Annotated in this window: 11 protein-coding genes and 1 pseudogene; 7 read left to right on the top strand and 5 right to left on the bottom strand. The window is 75.3% G+C overall.

From position 1 onward, the window contains the following. The first annotated feature begins 29 nt into the window (after nucleotides 1–29). A complete protein-coding gene (locus PV350_RS34630; protein ID WP_499514858.1) occupies nucleotides 30–2,075 on the top strand; it encodes a bifunctional aldolase/short-chain dehydrogenase in 2,046 nt (681 codons plus the stop codon). Between the two features lie 138 nt (nucleotides 2,076–2,213). Further along, complete coding sequence (locus PV350_RS34625) at nucleotides 2,214–3,701, top strand: rhamnulokinase (protein ID WP_500337529.1); 1,488 nt, start codon at nucleotides 2,214–2,216, stop codon at nucleotides 3,699–3,701. A gap of 92 nt (nucleotides 3,702–3,793) precedes the next feature. Here the strand turns inward: PV350_RS34625 and PV350_RS34620 are convergent, their stop codons facing one another. Together PV350_RS34620 and PV350_RS34615 are read right to left on the bottom strand one after the other, a co-directional pair. Next, on the bottom strand, nucleotides 3,794–4,648 hold the full coding sequence (locus PV350_RS34620) for an SCO4651 family lipoprotein (protein ID WP_500337528.1): 855 nt from the start codon (nucleotides 4,646–4,648) through the stop codon (nucleotides 3,794–3,796). 74 nt (nucleotides 4,649–4,722) lie between these two features. Beyond that, a complete protein-coding gene (locus PV350_RS34615) occupies nucleotides 4,723–5,226 on the bottom strand; it encodes a DinB family protein (RefSeq protein ID WP_499514855.1) in 504 nt (167 codons plus the stop codon). Nucleotides 5,227–5,233: 7 nt separating this feature from the next. Here PV350_RS34615 and PV350_RS34610 point away from each other — a divergent pair. After that, a pseudogene (locus tag PV350_RS34610) lies at nucleotides 5,234–6,343 on the top strand (MFS transporter); the annotation flags it as partial. Nucleotides 6,344–6,452: 109 nt separating this feature from the next. Here the strand turns inward: PV350_RS34610 and PV350_RS34605 are convergent. Next, nucleotides 6,453–7,463: a helix-turn-helix transcriptional regulator gene (locus PV350_RS34605; protein ID WP_500337527.1), complete on the bottom strand. Its 1,011-nt coding sequence runs from the start codon at nucleotides 7,461–7,463 to the stop codon at nucleotides 6,453–6,455. Between the two features lie 145 nt (nucleotides 7,464–7,608). Here PV350_RS34605 and PV350_RS34600 point away from each other — a divergent pair, with 145 nt between their 5' ends. Both PV350_RS34600 and PV350_RS34595 read left to right on the top strand, forming a co-directional pair. Continuing rightward, on the top strand, nucleotides 7,609–9,993 hold the full coding sequence (locus tag PV350_RS34600) for a SpoIIE family protein phosphatase (RefSeq protein WP_500337526.1): 2,385 nt from the start codon (nucleotides 7,609–7,611) through the stop codon (nucleotides 9,991–9,993). Between the two features lie 62 nt (nucleotides 9,994–10,055). Then, a complete protein-coding gene (locus tag PV350_RS34595) occupies nucleotides 10,056–11,159 on the top strand; it encodes a calcium:cation antiporter (protein WP_499514852.1) in 1,104 nt (367 codons plus the stop codon). Between the two features lie 12 nt (nucleotides 11,160–11,171). On the opposite strand, the gene PV350_RS34590 is transcribed toward PV350_RS34595, so the two are convergent. Next, a complete protein-coding gene (locus PV350_RS34590; protein WP_499514851.1) occupies nucleotides 11,172–11,603 on the bottom strand; it encodes a DUF7919 family protein in 432 nt (143 codons plus the stop codon). Nucleotides 11,604–11,799: 196 nt separating this feature from the next. Beyond that, nucleotides 11,800–14,016, bottom strand: a complete 2,217-nt coding sequence (locus PV350_RS34585; RefSeq protein ID WP_499514850.1) for a phage holin family protein — start codon at nucleotides 14,014–14,016, stop codon at nucleotides 11,800–11,802. 155 nt (nucleotides 14,017–14,171) lie between these two features. Between PV350_RS34585 and PV350_RS34580 the strand changes: the two genes are divergently transcribed. Together PV350_RS34580 and PV350_RS34575 are read left to right on the top strand one after the other, a co-directional pair. Next, the gene (locus tag PV350_RS34580; protein WP_499514849.1) at nucleotides 14,172–14,954 is read left to right on the top strand and encodes an MBL fold metallo-hydrolase; all 783 of its coding nucleotides are present in this window, start codon (nucleotides 14,172–14,174) and stop codon (nucleotides 14,952–14,954) included. After that, a complete protein-coding gene (locus PV350_RS34575) occupies nucleotides 14,951–15,619 on the top strand; it encodes a DedA family protein (protein ID WP_500337525.1) in 669 nt (222 codons plus the stop codon). The genes PV350_RS34580 and PV350_RS34575 overlap by 4 nt, the downstream gene beginning before the upstream one ends. The last annotated feature ends 878 nt before the right edge of the window (nucleotides 15,620–16,497 follow it).

Genomic DNA, 16,497 nt, shown 5'->3' with positions numbered 1-16,497 from the left:
TCGTTCCTCCCCTCCCGAAGGACACCCCCATGGCACCCGCCACCCATCCGGAAGTCGCCGCGCTGCTGGAGCGCGCCCACCGCCTGGGCGCCGACCCGCGCAACACCAACTACGCCGGCGGCAACGCCTCCGCCAAGGCCACCGCCACCGACCCCGTCACCGGCGGAGCCGTGGACCTGATGTGGGTCAAGGGCTCGGGCGGCGACCTGGGCACGCTCACCGAGGCCGGCCTCGCCGTCCTGCGCCTGGACCGGCTGCGCGCCCTGACCGCCGTCTACCCCGGCCCCGAGCGCGAGGACGAGATGGTCGCGGCGTTCGACTACTGCCTGCACGGCAAGGGCGGCGCCGCTCCCTCCATCGACACGGCCATGCACGGCCTCGTCGACGCCGCCCACGTCGACCACCTGCACCCCGACTCGGGCATCGCGCTGGCCTGCGCCGCCGACGGCGAGAAGCTCACCCAGGAGTGCTTCGGCGACAAGGTCGCCTGGGTGCCGTGGCGCCGCCCCGGCTTCCAGCTGGGCCTCGACATCGCCGCCATCAAGGAGGCCAACCCGCAGGCCGTCGGCGTGGTCCTCGGCGGTCACGGCATCACCGCCTGGGGCGAGACCTCCGAGGAGTGCGAGCGCAACGCCCTGTGGATCATCCGCACCGCCGAGGAGTTCCTGGAACGCCACGGCAAGCAGGACCCGTTCGGCGCCCCGCTGCCGGGCTGGGAGCCGCTGCCGGAGGCCGGGCGCCGGGCCCGGGCCGCCGCCCTCGCCCCGGTCCTGCGGGCGATCGCCTCCCAGGACCGCCCGCAGGTCGGCCACTTCACCGACTCCGCGCCCGTCCTGGACTTCCTCGCGCACGCGGAGCACCCCCGGCTGGCCGCGCTCGGCACCTCCTGCCCCGACCACTTCCTGCGCACCAAGGTCCGCCCGCTCGTCCTCGACCTGCCCCCCACCGCGCCGCTCGAGGACGCCGTGGCCCGCCTGGAGGAGCTGCACGCCGCCTACCGCGCCGACTACCAGGCATACTACGACCGGCACGCCACCGCGGACTCCCCCGCCATCCGCGGCGCCGACCCGGCGATCGTCCTCGTCCCGGGCGTCGGCATGTTCAGCTACGGCAAGGACAAGCAGACCGCCCGCGTGGCGGGCGAGTTCTACGTCAACGCGATCAACGTGATGCGCGGCGCCGAGGCGGTCTCCGCGTACGCCCCCATCGACGAGGCGGAGAAGTTCCGCATCGAGTACTGGGCGCTGGAGGAGGCCAAGCTCCAGCGGATGCCGAAGCCCAAGCCGCTGGCCACCCGCATCGCCCTGGTCACCGGGGCCGGTTCGGGCATCGGCAAGGCCATCGCGCACCGCCTCGTGGCGGAAGGCGCCTGCGTGGTCGTCGCCGACCTCAACGCGGAGAACGCCCGGGCCGTCGCCGAGCAGCTGGGCGGCCCGGACCGCGCGGTCGCGGTCACCGTGGACGTCACCAGCGAGGAGGCCATCCGGGCCGCCTTCGACGAGGCCCTGCTGGCCTTCGGCGGCGTGGACCTGGTGGTCAACAACGCGGGCATCTCCATCTCCAAGCCGCTGCTGGAGACCACCGCCCGCGACTGGGACCTCCAGCACGACATCATGGCCCGCGGCTCCTTCCTCGTCTCCCGCGAGGCGGCCCGGGTGCTCATCGCGCAGAAGCTCGGCGGCGACATCGTCTACATCGCCTCCAAGAACGCGGTCTTCGCCGGGCCCAACAACATCGCCTACTCCGCCACCAAGGCGGACCAGGCGCACCAGGTCCGGCTGCTGGCGGCCGAGCTCGGCGAGCACGGCATCCGCGTCAACGGCGTCAACCCCGACGGGGTCGTCCGCGGCTCGGGCATCTTCTCCTCCGGCTGGGGCGCCCAGCGCGCCGCGACGTACGGGGTGCCGGAGGAGAAGCTGGGCGAGTTCTACGCCCAGCGCACCATCCTCAAGCGCGAGGTGCTCCCCGAGCACGTCGCCAACGCGGTCTTCGCCCTGACCGGCGGGGAACTGACGCACACCACGGGTCTGCACGTCCCGGTCGACGCCGGCGTGGCCGCGGCGTTCCTGCGCTGACGCCGACCGCACCGCGCGGGGGAGCCGGCCGACCGGCTCCCCCGCACCCGTACGACCCACCGACCCCCCGCGGCGCGCCGCACCGCACCGACCGCACCCGTCGCTCCGACCCGAACGACCAGAACACGAGGGGCCCACGTGCCATTCGCCGCCATCGACCTCGGCGCCACCAGCGGCCGCGTCATCCTCGGCCGGGTGGGCCCGGACCACCTCGTCCTCGACGAGGTGCACCGCTTCGCCAACACCCCCGTACGGCTGCCCACCGGGCTCCACTGGGACGTCCTCGCCCTGTTCCGGGAGAGCCTGGACGGCCTGCGCCTGGCGGCGCGGGCCGGGGACGGCGTCACGTCGGTCGGCATCGACAGCTGGGCGGTGGACTACGGACTGCTCGACGCGGACGGCGCCCTGCTGGGGATCCCCCACCACTACCGCGACAGCCGCACGGAGCACGTCGCCGAGCGGGTCAGGGACGACATCGGCGCGCAGGAGCTGTACGCGGTCACCGGGCTGCAGCACCTGCCCTTCAACACGGTCTTCCAGCTGGCGGCGGCCCGCGACGGCGCGCAGTTCGCGGCCGCCAGGACGCTGCTGATGATCCCCGACCTGCTCACCCACTGGCTCACCGGCGGCATCGGCGCCGAGGAGACCAACGCCTCCACCACCGGCCTCTTCGACGCGCGCACCGCGACCTGGGCGGAGGAACTCCCCGGCCGGCTCGGCATCGAGCCGCGCCTGCTGCCGCCGCTGCGCCGCCCGGGCACCCACGCGGGCACGCTCCTGCCCCACGTGGCCGCGTACACGGGGCTGCCGGCCGACACCGCCGTCGTCACCGTGGCCTCGCACGACACCGCCTCTGCGGTGGCCGCGGTCCCGGCCACCGGGCCGCACTTCGCGTACATCTCGTGCGGCACCTGGTCACTGGCGGGACTGGAGCTGGACGCCCCGGTGCTCACGGAGGCCTCGCGGCTGGCCAACTTCACCAACGAGCGCGGCGTCGACGGCACCATCCGCTACCTGCGCAACATCATGGGCATGTGGCTGCTGGAGGAGTGCCGCCGCACCTGGGAGCAGCAGCAGGAGGGCCTGCCCCTGCAGGAACTGCTCGCCGCGGCGGCCGCCGCGGAGCCCTTCGCCGCCCTCATCGACCCGGACGACCCGCTCTTCCTGGCGCCCGGTGACATGCCCGCCCGGATCCGCGCCTTCTGCGCCGGGACCGGCCAGAAGCCGCCGGCGTCGCACGGCGCGGTCGTCCGCTGCATCCTGGAGAGCCTCGCCCTCGCCCACCGCCGCACCCTCCGCGAGGCGGCCGAACTCGCCGGCCGGGAGATCCACCGCGTCCACCTGGTCGGCGGCGGCTCCCGCAACGAACTGCTGTGCCGCTTCACCGCCGACGCCACCGGGCTCCCGGTCGTCGCCGGCCCCACCGAGGCCACGGCCCTGGGCAACATCCTCGTCCAGGCCCGCGCCGCCGGCGCGTTCGGCGACGGCCCCGACGGCCTGGCGGCGATGCGGGCGCTGGTCGCGGCCACCCAGCCGCTGCGGACGTACGAGCCGGCCGCGGACGGCCGGGCCTGGGACGCGGCGGCCGCGCGACTGGCCGCGCTCGCGGCGGAGCGGCGACCCTGAGGGGCGCTGCGCCGCTCGGCCCGCCCCGGATCCATCTGCCTGATGGCGCGACCCGGGGCGGTGGGAGGGGACTTCGGCGGCCGTCGGGTTCCTCAGCCCTGCTGCTGCGAGGGGAACTGCGAGCTGAAGTCGGCCGTGTCGGAAGCCGGGGGCGCGGTGACGGCCTTGGTTCCGCCGAACTTGAGGAAGTCGATGGTCACCTTCGCCTTGCCCATGACCTGGACCATGCGGACCGGCAGGTCCTTGCCGTCCACCCAGACGTCGATGGTGATCTCGTCCACCGGCCCGGTGGCGGAGTTGAAGATGCTCTTCTCCTCGGAGGGCGAGAGGGACTTCCCCAGCTTGCCCAGTCGGCTCTTGTCGAGGGTCGCCCGGTAGTGACGGGCCCCGCGGCCGCGGATCGTCTGCTCCCCGAGGTCCTCGACGTCCTCGGTCAGCTCGATGTAGCGCAGCCCCGCTGTCGGGTCCCCGCCCTTCGCGACCGCGGCGGCGCCCTCCTTGCCGAGGACGGCGGAGACGTCGACGCGCAGCCAGTGCTTGCCCTTCAGCAGGCCGGCGGGCTGCGGGTCGACGTTGTAGTAGTAGGCGCCGTCCACCATCAGCGCCCGCAGCTGCGGGTCGTCCTGCAGCGGCTGCATCTGCGCCGCCGAGGTGTCCATCATGACGTCGTAGGCGACGCCCTTGCCCCAGGAGTAGGTCCCCTTCATCGTGATGGGGCTGCCCTGACCCAGGTAGGTCGACATGTCGACCTCGGCCGAACCGGTCTTCTCCGTGTGGCTGCTGACGCGGGCGAGGATCCGGGCGATCGAGTCCGTCGTGCCCACCGCGTCCGCCGTGTCACGCGCGGCGCTGCAGCCCGCCGTCGCGGTCAGCGCGACGGCGGCGGCCCCCACCGTGGCGGCGACGCGTATCCGCCGCTTCTCCCTCGTGTCCTTGGTCTCGCTCATGCTGCCCACCCCTGGGTCGTTCGTGGTCGATCTTGTGTGTTCGCTGTGGAACGTATCGCGGAGGACTGACACCGCTAGACGCCGGTCGTGCCGTCGACCAGTTCCCGCAGGAGGTCGAGGTGGCCGTTGTGGCGGGAGGTCTCCTCGACGAGGTGCAGCAGGATCCAGCGCAGGTTGGGGTGGCGGCCGTCGCGGATGGGGCGCTTGGCGACGGCGTCCAGGTCGAGCCCGGCGACGAGCTCCCGGTAGCGGGCGGTGTGCGCCTCGTAGTCCGCCAGCAGGTCGGCGAGGGGGAGGTCCACGGCGATCCGCATCTCGCGGTCGGGGTCCTCCTCCGTCCAGGGGCCCTCGTCCTCGCCCCCGAGGAACACCACCTCGAACCAGTAGTACTCGACCCAGCGGAGGTGGTTGACCAGTCCGCTGAGCGTCATCAGCGGCGAACCCGGGAGCGGGGCGCTGCGGGCGTGCTCGGGCGTGACGCCCTCGCACTTGGCGCGGGCGGTGTCGCGGGCGTAGTCGAGGAGGGTCGTCAGCGCGGAGCGCTCGTCCCATGCGGTGGGTGTGTCTGTTCGTGTCATCGGCGGAATGCTGTCGGGAACGACGGCGGCCCGTCCACCGATTAACCCGGGCCGCCCCGCCACACCCCCTGACAGCAGACGTCAGCGGAGAGCCGGACCATCGTTCCCCGTGACCACCACCGGACGAACGCAACGTCTCCTCCTGCCCGCCGTGTTCATCACGTCCCTGGGCAACAACATCCAGCTCATCGCCGCGGCCCTGCTGATGGTGCGCGCCCAGGGCTCGCTGCTCGACGTGGGCTGGCTCTTCATCGCCGTCGCCGTCCCCCAGGCCGTGCTGTCGCCGTTGTTCGGCCGGGTCGCCGACCGCTTCGACCGGCGGGCGCTGTGGGCGGGCTGCGACCTGCTCAGCGCCGCTGTGGCCCTGGTGCCTGCGCTGGGTACGGTCCTGGGCTGGCCGCGGGGGGCGGTCGTCTACGGCAGCAACTTCGCGCTGGCCGTGACGGCCGCGCTCTTCGTGCCGGTGAGCGCGGCGTTGATCAAGGAGCGGGTGCCCGCGGGGCGGCTGCGGCGGTTCAACGCCCACTACGAGATGGCGTTGCAGAGCGGAATGCTGCTGTCGGCGGCGGTGGGCGGTCTCGCGCTGCAGTTCGCCGGCCCTGCCCCGCTGTTCGTGTTCAACGCGGCGACCTTCGTGGCCTCCGCGGTCCTCGTCCTGGCGACCGGCCGCGGGGCGGGCAAGCCCGTCGCTTCGGGCACCGCCGCCTCGGCCGCGGTGCGGCCGGTGCCGTCGCGGGCGCCGCTCGGCCCGCTGGTCCTGCTGTACGCCCAGGGCAGCGTGGTGGTGACCGTCTTCAACGCCCTGATGCCGGTGCTGGTCATCGCCGGGCTGCACCGGGGCGCCGCCGTCGTCGGTGCGGTGGACGCGCTCGGCGGTGCGGGCTTCCTGCTCGCGGCGGCCGCGTACCGGCGGACGGGGGCCCGGCTGGGGGACCTTCGGCTCGCGCTCACCGGTTTCGCGCTCTGCGCCGTGCTGTTCGCGCTGCAGCCCCGGTTCGGGGTGACGGGGCTGCTGCTGCTCGTGCCGGCCGGGGCCTTCGTCTTCGGGCAGGCGCGCATCGCCTCGCGGACGCTGTTGATGGCCGCGGTCGACGAGGGCCGCGTGGGGCGGGCCTTCGGAACGGCGAACGCGTACGGGCTCGCCGCGACCGTGGCCGTGATGCTCGGGACCTCGGCGGTCACCGCCCGCGCCGGGCTGCTGACCGGCTTCGCGGCCGTCGCCGGTCTCAGCGCGGTGGCGGCCGCAGGGGCGGCGGTGTGGATCGCGGCGGCCCGTAGAGGGCGGCCAGCGCCCGCGCCGACTCCGCCAGCATCTCCCGCAGCGGAGCCGGCGCAAGGACTTCGAGGTCCGCGCCGAGCCTGAGGAACTCACCGTGCGCGTGCGCGACCGACTCGATGGGCACGCGGGCGCGGAGCCAGCCGTCCGGCTCCCGCTCGCCGTCCTCGGCCACCGCCCGGGCCACGGGGCGCGACAGCAGCGCGGGCAGCCGCTCGGCACCGCGCGGTGACACCCGGATCAGGGCCTCGTCCCGGTGGAGCCGCGCGTGGAACCCGGCGAGGTACTCCCGCCAGTACGCGGCGAGGTCGAAGCCGGGCGGGGTCGCGAACGTCTCGTCGAGGGCGCGCACCTCGAGCATCTGGTCGACCCGGTAGGTGCGCGGGTCGCTCCCGTCGTGGGCGACCACGTACCAGCGGCCCGCCTTGAGCACCAGGCCGTACGGTTCGAGTCTGCGGTCGGTCTCGGCGGGCTCGCGCCAGCGGCGGTACCGCACCCGTACGGCCTGCCGGTTCCACACGGCGTCGGCCACCACGGGCAGGTGCGGCACCTGCTCCTCGGAGCTGTACCAGCCGGGCGCGTCCAGCAGGAACCGCCCCCGCACCCGCTCCGCCCGTTCCCGCAGCGCCGGCGGCAGCGCGGCGCTGAACTTCAGCCGGGCCGCAGCCGCGGCCTCCCCGAGCCCCAGCTGCGCGGCCGGATCGGGCAGGGCGGCCAGGAACCACGCCTGCGTCTCGTCGGCGGTCAGGCCCGTCAGCCGGGTGCGGTAGCCGTCGAGCAGCCGGTAGCCGCCCTCGTGCCCGGCGTCGCCGTACAGCGGGATGCCCGCCTCGTGCAGCGACTGCACGTCGCGGTAGATCGTCCGTACGGACACCTCCAGCTCCGCCGCCAGCTCCGCGGCGGTCATCCGCCCCCGCGACTGGTGGAGCAGGAGGAGGGAGACCAGCCGGCTCGCGCGCATGGCGGCAGTATCGCCGCCGCCACCGACAGTGGCCGCAGGCCACCGTCACCTCGGCCGCGGGGGCGGCCCCGGCCGATTTGATGGTGCCCGGCGGAGCGCGCACCCTGGGGAGGTAGGGACTGCGACGGGTGTGTGATCGCCGACGATGAACACGAGTGACCCCGGGGACCCGGCCGCCACGGCCGTGGTCACCGTCAGCGCGCGGGGGGTGGTCACGGGATGGAGCGCGGGGGCACGGCGGCTCCTCGGACACGCGGCGGCGGAAGCCGTGGGACGGCCCCTCGCCGAGGTGTTCGGTGCGCAGGCGCAGGCGATCGCACTCGACCGGGAGTGGCGCGGCCGGGTGCGGGCGCACCGGCGGGACGGGCGGGAACTCGACCTCGACGTACGGGTCTCCCCCGCGCTGGACGCCGACGAACGGCCCGGCGGCTGTGTCGTGACGGCCTCCCGCACCGACCCGGACACCGCGCTCCTGCTGTGGGCCTTCCAGCAGTCGTCCGTCGCCATGGCCACGTACGACACCGGGCTGCGCTACCACCGGGTCAACGACGCCGCGGCGGACATGATCGGTGTCCCGGCGGCGGACCTGACCGGCCGGCCGTTCTCCGGGGCGCTCCTGGACGACGAGGGTCGCCGCGGGTTCAACGCCCACCTGCGGCAGGTCGCGGAGACCGGGCGGCCGGCGCACTACGAGAGCCCGGCCGCCGCCGGGGCCACGGTCGGCGACCGGGCGTGGAGCACCGAGATGTGGCCGGTGCGGGACACGCAGGGCCGGATCCGGGGCGTGGCGAGCGCGGCGTTCGACAGCACCGAGCAGTTCCGGGGGCGCCGGCGGCTGGCGCTGCTGAACGAGGCCGGCGCGCGGCTCGGCACCACCCTGGACGTGGTGCACACCGCCGACGAGCTCGCGGAGCTGGCCGTGCCGCGCTTCGCCGACTTCGCCAGCGTGGACCTGCTGGACTCGGTGCTGCACGGCGAGGAGCCCCCGCCGGGACCGCCCGGCCTCGGCGTGGAGCTGCGCCGGGTCGCCCACCGCACCGCGTCGGGCCGTGCCCCGGACGCGGCCGTCGACCTCGGCGAGCTCGACGTCTACCCGGAGTTCTCCCCGCCGTCCCGGGCCCTGGCGACCGGCCGGCCCGTGCTCAGCCGGCTGGGACACCCGGACTTCACGCTGTGGCTGGCGCAGAACAGCCTGCGGGACGCCAAGGTCCAGGAGTACGGCATCCATTCGGTGCTGGCGGTGCCGTTGCGGGCGCGCGGCATCACCCTCGGGGTGGCGGTGTTCATCCGCTGGGCGCGGCCGGAGTTGTTCACCGAGGACGACCTGACGCTGACCGAGGAGCTCGCCGGGCGGGCCGCGGTGTGCGTCGACAACGCCCGCCGCTTCACGCGGGAGCACTCCACGGCACTGACCCTCCAGCGCAGTCTGCTGCCGCTGCGGCTGCGCGAGCAGGCCGCGGTGGAGGTCGCCTCGCGCTACCTGCCGGCCGGGGCCCGGGCGGGGGTCGGCGGCGACTGGTTCGACGTCATCCCGCTGTCCGGCACGCGGGTGGGCCTGGTCGTGGGCGACGTCGTGGGCCACGGCATCCACGCCTCGGCGACGATGGGCCGGCTGCGGACGGCGGTGCGCACCCTCGCGGACGTGGACCTGGCGCCGGACGAGCTGCTGACCCACCTCGACGACCTCGTCTCGCACCTGGACCCCGAGGACGGCCACGGCCGGGAGGTGTCGCCCGCCGAGACCAGCGGCGAGCTGGGCGCGACCTGCCTGGTCGCCGTGTACGACCCGATCGCGCGCCGCTGCTCCCTCGCCAGCGCCGGGCACCCGCCGCCCGCCGTGCGCTTCCCCGACGGCAGGGTCGAGATGGTCCCGATGTCCGCGGGCCCGCCGCTGGGCGTCGGGGGGCTGCCGTTCGAGGCGGTCGAGCTGGAGCTGCCGGCGGGCAGCATGCTCGCGCTCTACACCGACGGCCTGGTCAAGAGCCGGGACTTCGACCTGGACGCCGGCCTGGCGCGGCTGCGCGCCGCGCTGGCCGCCCCGGCCCCGACGATGGAGGCGGCCTGCGACACCGTCCTGAAGACCCTCCCGTCGGACCGTCCGGTCGACGACGTCGCGCTGCTGCTCGTCCGTACCCGGGCGCTCGACGACGGCCAGGTCGCGGTGTGGGACCTGCCCGGCGACCCCGCGCACGTCGCGGACGCCCGGCAGGCGGTGGCGGAGCGGCTGGTCGCCTGGGGCCTGGAGGACGCGGTGTTCGTCACCGAGCTGGTGGTGAGCGAGCTGGTCACCAACGCCATCCGGTACGGCGCGCCGCCGATCCAGCTGCGGCTCATCCGCGACCGCACCCTGATCTGCGAGGTGTCCGACGGCAGCAGCACCGCCCCGCATCTGCGGCGTGCCCTGTCCGACGACGAGGGCGGCCGCGGGCTGCTGCTGGTGGCGCAGTTGAGCCAGGCCTGGGGCACCCGGCAGACCTCCGCCGGCAAGACCATCTGGGCCGAACAGGCGTTTCCCCCGGCCGGGCGATGAGCGGCGGCACGTCCGGGCTCCCCGCGTCGCGCCGACCCTGACGAGCTGTCAGTCTCGGAGGCATGACCGCTCGCTTCCCCGTGTCCGCCCTGCACTGGACGGTCCTCGTCCCGGTGCTCTCGGTGGTCCTGCTGGCCCTGACGTGGGGACGGGCGCTGCCGGTGGCCGTGGTCGTGGTCGTCGCGGTCTTCCTGGCCGTCGCGGTACTCGCCGCCGTCCACCACGCGGAGGTGGTGGCGCACCGGGTGGGGGAACCCTACGGCGCGCTCGTGCTGGCGGTGGCGGTGACCGTCATCGAGGTGGCGCTGATCCTCACCCTGACGGCGGACGGCGGCCCGAAGAGCGCGGGCCTGGCCCGTGACACCGTCTTCGCCGCGGTCATGATCACCTGCAACGGCATCATGGGGCTCTGCCTGCTGGTGGGGGCGCTGCGCCGGCGGGTGGCGGTCTTCAATCCGGAGGGCACGGGCGCCTCCCTGGCGACGGTGGCGACGCTCGCCACCCTCAGCCTCGTGCTGCCGACGTTCACCACCAGCACCCCGGGCCCGCGCTTCTCCACCGCCCAGCTCACCTTCGCCGCGCTGGCGTCGCTGGTGCTGTACGGCCTGTTCGTCGCGACGCAGACGGTACGGCACCGCGCGTACTTCCTGCCGGTGAAGCCGGGCGGCGAGGTGATCGACGTCTCGGAGGACGACTCCGTCCCGCCCACCGTCCGCGCCGCGATGTTCAGCCTGGCGCTGCTGGTGGTGGCGCTGGTCGCGGTCGTGGGGCTGGCCAAGGTGGAGTCGCCGACGATCGAGCAGGGCGTGCAGTACGCCGGCCTGCCGTCCTCCTTCGTCGGCGTCGTCATCGCCCTGCTGGTGCTGCTGCCCGAGACCATCGCCGCGGTGCGCGCGGCCGCCCGCGACCGTGTGCAGACCAGCCTCAACCTGGCGCTCGGCTCGGCGATGGCGAGCATCGGGCTCACCATCCCCGCGGTCGCGGTGGCCTCGGTGTGGATGTCCGGCCCGCTGCTGCTCGGGCTCGGCGCCACGCACATGGTGCTGCTGGCGATCACCGTCGCCGTGGGCACCCTGACGGTGATACCGGGACGCGCCACGCCGCTGCAGGGCGCGGTGCACCTGGCCCTGCTGGCGGCGTACATGGTGCTCGCGATCAGTCCCTGAGCCGGGTGGGGCCTACCGGCAGCCGGCGACGACGCGGCCGGCCAGGACGGCCTCGACGAAGGGCTCGGGCGGGGCGTAGCGGTGGGCCAGGACGTAGTGGACGACCAGGTCGGGTGCGATCAGCCAGGTGCCGCCGCCGCCCTCCACCCGTACCTCGCCGTGGCCCACGAGGATCCGCTCGCCGCCGCGGGAGACGCTCACCGGGTGGAAGCGACCGCCCCCGATCAGCCTGCGGCGGCACAGGGTGCAGCCGTACCAGCCGTGGGTGATGGCGCACAGGTGGTCGCGGCACAGGGCGAAGAGGCGGTCGGCGAACTCCTCGGAGGGCTCCGCCTGCGTATAGGGGCGGGCGGGGTCCAGCCAGCCGACGGCCCGGGCGGAGACGTCCGGCGGAATCGTTTCTGTGAAGTAGGCGTACGGGCTCAGGTCCTCGTAGTACGGCATCGCAGCCTCTCCCACCCGCGGACCCCCGCCCGCGCGCACCGTCCGATCGATCGATCGATCGCGGGCAAGCGTCCAGCAGCGGCGCCCGTAGGTCAATCACCCGTACGTGGCGGGCCTGCGCCGGTGCGCCCCCGGCGGCCGTGCGGTCCACCCGAAGGAGACCCGCGCCGGACACCAGTCCCGTGCGCGGCGCGCGTCAGCCGACGACCGGTTGCTCGTCCTTGCCGTCCTCGACCGGGGGCGCCTGCGCCAGGGGCTTGCGGCCGAGCCAGCCGCCCAGCAGCTCGTGCACGGCCCCGGCGCCCACCAGGCGTTCCTGCGGATCGGGACCGTCCAGGTCGAACGGGTGCAGCAGGAAGGCGCGGCTCTGGTCGCCGCCCAGGCCGCCGTGCGAGCCCACCTGCTCTTCGAAGGCGTGCACGGTCCGGGTGACCGGGTCGTACGCCGAGTTGACCATGAGGTCGGCGGCGTGCGGGAAGCGGGCGGTGCGCAGCACGGCGGCCGCCGCGCCCGGCCCGAACGGCGCCAGCGGGTCGCGGCCGGTGACCCGGCCCGTCTCCAGCTCGTGCTCGCCGCCGTCCCCGCCCAGCACCAGCGGCCCGCGCTCCCGGTCCAGGACCAGCACGAAGCCGACCCCCGGGTGCTCTGCCAGCGTCCGCAGCAGGGCCGGGTGGCGGGCCTCGACGCCCTGCCGGTCCGCCCGCCCCGGGAGGTCGGGGAAGGAGATCAGCGCCAGGTTCCCCGAGGCCAGCACCACCGGGTCCGAGGACGGCCCGGCCGTCTCCTGCTCCTCGCCCGCGCGACCCCCGTGCTCCGGGCGGTGCAGTGCCGCACGGGCCGCCGCGCGCGCCTCGGCACCGCTGGCCGTGCCCCGCACGCGGCGGCGCACCGGCAGCCCGCACCCCGCCCGGACCAGGTCCCGCAGGGTCAGCCCGTACGCGGACTCGAAGGTCTCGCCCTCGCTCTGGCCGTGGTCGGACAGCAGCACGATCCGGTAGGGGCGCGGCGCGTACCGGGAGGCGTCGGCGATCAGGCGGATGGCGCGGTCCAGACGGCGCAGCACCCGCATCGCGTCCCGGCTGCGCGGCCCGGAGTGGTGCGCGACCTCGTCGTACGCGACGAGGTCGGCGTAGACGGCGCCCCGCCCGGCGAGCATGTCGCCGACGACGGCCGCCACCGCCACGTCCCGCTCGACGACGGTGGCGAAGGCCCGGAGGAAGGGGTAGAGGCCGCCGCGCCGCACCCGGGGACGCTCGTGACGCAGCCGCGCCGACGTGGACTCGGTGATCTCGCGGACGACCTCCGCGAAGAAGGACGCGGCGGTGCGCACGGCGTTGGCCGGGTCGGAGAAGTACGCGAAGTAGCCGGTCCGGGAGCGGGTGGCGCCGACCCGGGCGAGGACGGCCGCGGGATCGCCGCCTTCCGGGGCGCCGACCGCCCGGGACCGCAGCCGTGCCATCGCGAGCCGGTCGGCGGAGAAGCGCCGGCGGCGGGTCGACACCGACATCACCAGCGCCAGCTGCTCGGCGCCGCCGCTGAACAGGTTGCCCCGGCTCGCGCCGTCCGGCGCCAGCAGCCCCGGCCGCCCGGTGCGGGCGACCGCGCGGCGCTCCAGCTCGGCCGCGCAGGAGGGCCGGTTGCAGACCATGACCTGCCCGGTCTCCTTCTCGTACCAGCGGAAGGCGGGCACGTCCTCGTTGCTGCCGTGCAGGATGGCCAGCTGGCTTGCGCCGGTCTGGCTGCTCCAGTCGGTGGTCCACGGCACCAGGCGGTGGCTGCCGTCGAGCCAGTCGGCGACGGTCTCCATCGCCGGGGGGCGCAGCCGCCCCTTGCGCGTCACCGGGCGCACGGCCTCGCGCAGCACGTCGTGCCCGACGCCGTCCAGCTGGACGAAGACGAAACCCGGCTCCCTCGTGCCGTCCGCGCCGGCGGTGTCGTGGCCCCCGCCACCGCGACGCCGGCCGGCCAGGCGCGCCAGGCGCCGGCCGTACGCCGCGTCGTCGCGCATGGCGAGCGTCGTGCTCGTCGCGGACGACGCCGCCGACATCACGGCGGCGATCACCACGGCTGTGGCCGGGGCGATGTCGCCCTGCCAGTCGGGGGTGAAGCGGAAGGCGAGCAGCAGCAGCGAGCCGTTGAGGAAGAACACCAGCAGGCCCAGCACCAGCGCGGGCACCAGCAGCACGGCCCGGACCAGCACCGGCCAGACCAGCGCGCTCAGCAGACCGAAGGCACCGGCGGCGGCCGCCGCCGTCACCGCGATGCGGGTGGGGCTGTCACCGCCGGGCGACTGGATGCGGAAGTCGGGCAGGATCCCGGCGAGCACGGCCATCGTCGCCGTCACCACCGCCCACACGACCAGCACGCGGACGATCGCGCCCCCGGCGGCCCGCCACCGACGCAGCACGCCCACCCTCTCCTCGTCCCCTCACGTCTGCGCACGACCCCGCGCGTCCCCGAACACGAATACCCCCAGACTGTCACAGTCCCCCCTGGGCCCCGCGGCGCACCGGGGGCACACGGCGGGCGCGCCGGAGCATAGGCTCGGGGCGAGACGAGGAGGCGCGAGTGGCGGTCGAGATCACCTGGTGGGGACACGCGACGGTGACCGTGCGGGACTCGGGGGTGCGCGTGCTCACCGATCCGCTCTTCGCCCCGCGCCTGGCCCACCTGCGCAGGCGGCGCGGCGCGGTCCCGCCGCCGGGCGCGGCCCTGGCGGACGTCGCCGTCATCTCCCACCTGCACGCCGACCACCTGCACACCGGCTCGCTGGCCCGGCTCTCCCGGGGTACCCGGGTACTGGTGCCGCGCGGGGCCCCCGCCGCGGTGCCCCGGCTGCGGCGGCTCGCCGCGGACCGGCGGCTGGAGCTGACCGAGGTCGCCCCCGGTGACGAGGTGAAGGTGGACGCGCTGACGGTACGCGTGGTGAGCGCCGCGCACGACGGACGGCGCCTGCCGTACGGGCCGCGCCGCTCCCCCGCGCTCGGCTACGTGCTGGTGGGCGAGGAACGGACCTACTTCGCCGGGGACACCGGGCTGTTCGACGGGATGGCGGACGAGGTCGGCCCCTGCGACGCCGCCCTGCTGCCCGTCGGCGGCTGGGGACCGTTCCTCGGTACCGGCCACCTCGACGCCGGGCGCGCCGCCCGGGCCCTGGCGCGGCTCGCCCCGCGCGCCGCCGTCCCCATCCACTACGGGACGTACTGGCCGATCGGCATGGACGCCGTCCGCCCGCACGAATTCCACTCCCCCGGCGAGGAGTTCGTCCGGCTCGCCGGGCAGCTGGCACCGGCGGTGGCGGTGCACCGGCTGGAGCACGGCGAGAGCATGCTGCTGGAGGCCGCCAGGTGAGCGGACTCACCCTGCTCGCGGAGCAGACCTCCTCGCAGTCCACCGGCCAGGTGGTCGGCTACCCCTCGCTCTTCCTGCTGGTCGTGCTCGGCTCGCTCGTGCCGGTCGTGCCCACCGGCGCGCTCGTCAGCAGCGCCGCCGTCGTCGCCTTCCACCAGACCGCCCCCTTCTCCCTCGCGCTGGTCTTCCTCGTCGCCGCGGGCGCCGCCTTCCTCGGCGACATGGGCCTCTACCTGCTCGGCCACCGCGGTATACGCTCCCGCAACGGCTCGCGCTGGCTGCGGCAGCTCCAGCAACGCGCCGACCCCGCACGCCTCGCCGACGCGCAACGCCGGCTCGACGACCACGGCGTCGCCGTCCTCGTCCTGTCCCGCCTGATACCCGCCGGGCGCATTCCGGTGATGGTCGCCTGCCTGCTCGCCGAGATGCCCGTCCGCCGCTTCGCCCGCGGCGACGTCCCCGCCTGCCTGGCCTGGGCGGCGGCCTACCAGCTCATCGGCATCCTCGGCGGCACCCTCTTCCCCGAGCCGTGGCAGGGCGTCCTGCTCGCCGTCGCGCTCACCCTCCTCATCGCCTCCGCCCCCCAGCTCTGGCGCCGCCTGCGCGGCCTCACGACCACCTCCGCCACCCCCGACGACACCCCGGCCGAACACCCCGGCCACTGACCGCCTCCCGGCGGGGGTACCCCCGGACCCGCGGCCGCCCCGTCGGCAGGCGGGGTACACGGTGCTCGCGGATCCCCGAACGATCCGGCCCGAACGCCGCTCGTCGTCAGGTCGGACGACACCGCCCCGGCAGCCACGCGCGCCCGCGCCGGCTCCGTGCCCAGGGCGCTCGCGCCACCCCCGGCCAACACCCCGGCCACCGACCGCCTCCCGGCGTCCGCGGATGGAGCCCGCCGTCCAGGCCCGACTTCAGGGCGCTGCTCGCGGCCTACCGGCCGGAGAGCCCGGCAGGGGCCCAGGTACGCGCCGTCGTCAGGGCACCGGGACTGTGGCGGTTGCACGGGTGCGCAACCGGGGCGCCTGCGAAGGCGGATGGCGCCGACCCGCAGCCGGCGCCCCCACGGCCGCGGGCACGCGGTGTGCCGGGCCCGCCCCGGGAAGCACCGTCGCACCGACGGTCGACGCCCACGGGCCGCATCAGCCCCACATCGGCCTCACCCCGGCCACCCGAGGCCCGCAGCCCGCGCGGGCGCACGGCGCTGCGGGCCCCTGCCGCAGCGGCCACGCGCGCCCTGCGCCGGCGCCTCACCGCGCCCGCAGCGGCTCCGTGCCGAACCCGCCCGCACGCACACCGCGCCCCCCGGGGGACAGCAGCTTCGCGGAACCCGTCCCGGACGGCCCCGCGTTCGTACCCGGCCAGACGACCTCGGCCGTGGCATCGGCGCCGCCACGCCCGGGCATCGGCGCGGAGTGGTCTCCACGCCGTCACCGTCATCAGCGGGGCTCAGCCGGCGCCCCTGGCCAGGCCGGTGATCGCGGACTCGAGGTCGGACAACGCGGCGGCGACGTGGGGGAGTTCGAGGGGGAACGGGGAGGTG

Source organism: Streptomyces sp. PA03-6a (assembly GCF_033792765.1).
Lineage (GTDB): Bacteria > Actinomycetota > Actinomycetes > Streptomycetales > Streptomycetaceae > Actinacidiphila.
The sequence above is the reverse complement of the archived record's forward strand: the minus strand, read 5'-3'. Positions and strand labels throughout refer to the sequence as shown.

Coding starts and splice junctions, on each gene's coding strand:
- PV350_RS34615 (WP_499514855.1), bottom strand. CDS start 5,226: ATGACACGAACAGACACACCCACCGCATGGGACGAGCGCTCCGCGCTG.
- PV350_RS34590 (WP_499514851.1), bottom strand. CDS start 11,603: ATGCCGTACTACGAGGACCTGAGCCCGTACGCCTACTTCACAGAAACG.
- PV350_RS34600 (WP_500337526.1), top strand. CDS start 7,609: ATGAACACGAGTGACCCCGGGGACCCGGCCGCCACGGCCGTGGTCACC.
- PV350_RS34630 (WP_499514858.1), top strand. CDS start 30: ATGGCACCCGCCACCCATCCGGAAGTCGCCGCGCTGCTGGAGCGCGCC.
- PV350_RS34595 (WP_499514852.1), top strand. CDS start 10,056: ATGACCGCTCGCTTCCCCGTGTCCGCCCTGCACTGGACGGTCCTCGTC.
- PV350_RS34605 (WP_500337527.1), bottom strand. CDS start 7,463: ATGCGCGCGAGCCGGCTGGTCTCCCTCCTCCTGCTCCACCAGTCGCGG.
- PV350_RS34620 (WP_500337528.1), bottom strand. CDS start 4,648: ATGAGCGAGACCAAGGACACGAGGGAGAAGCGGCGGATACGCGTCGCC.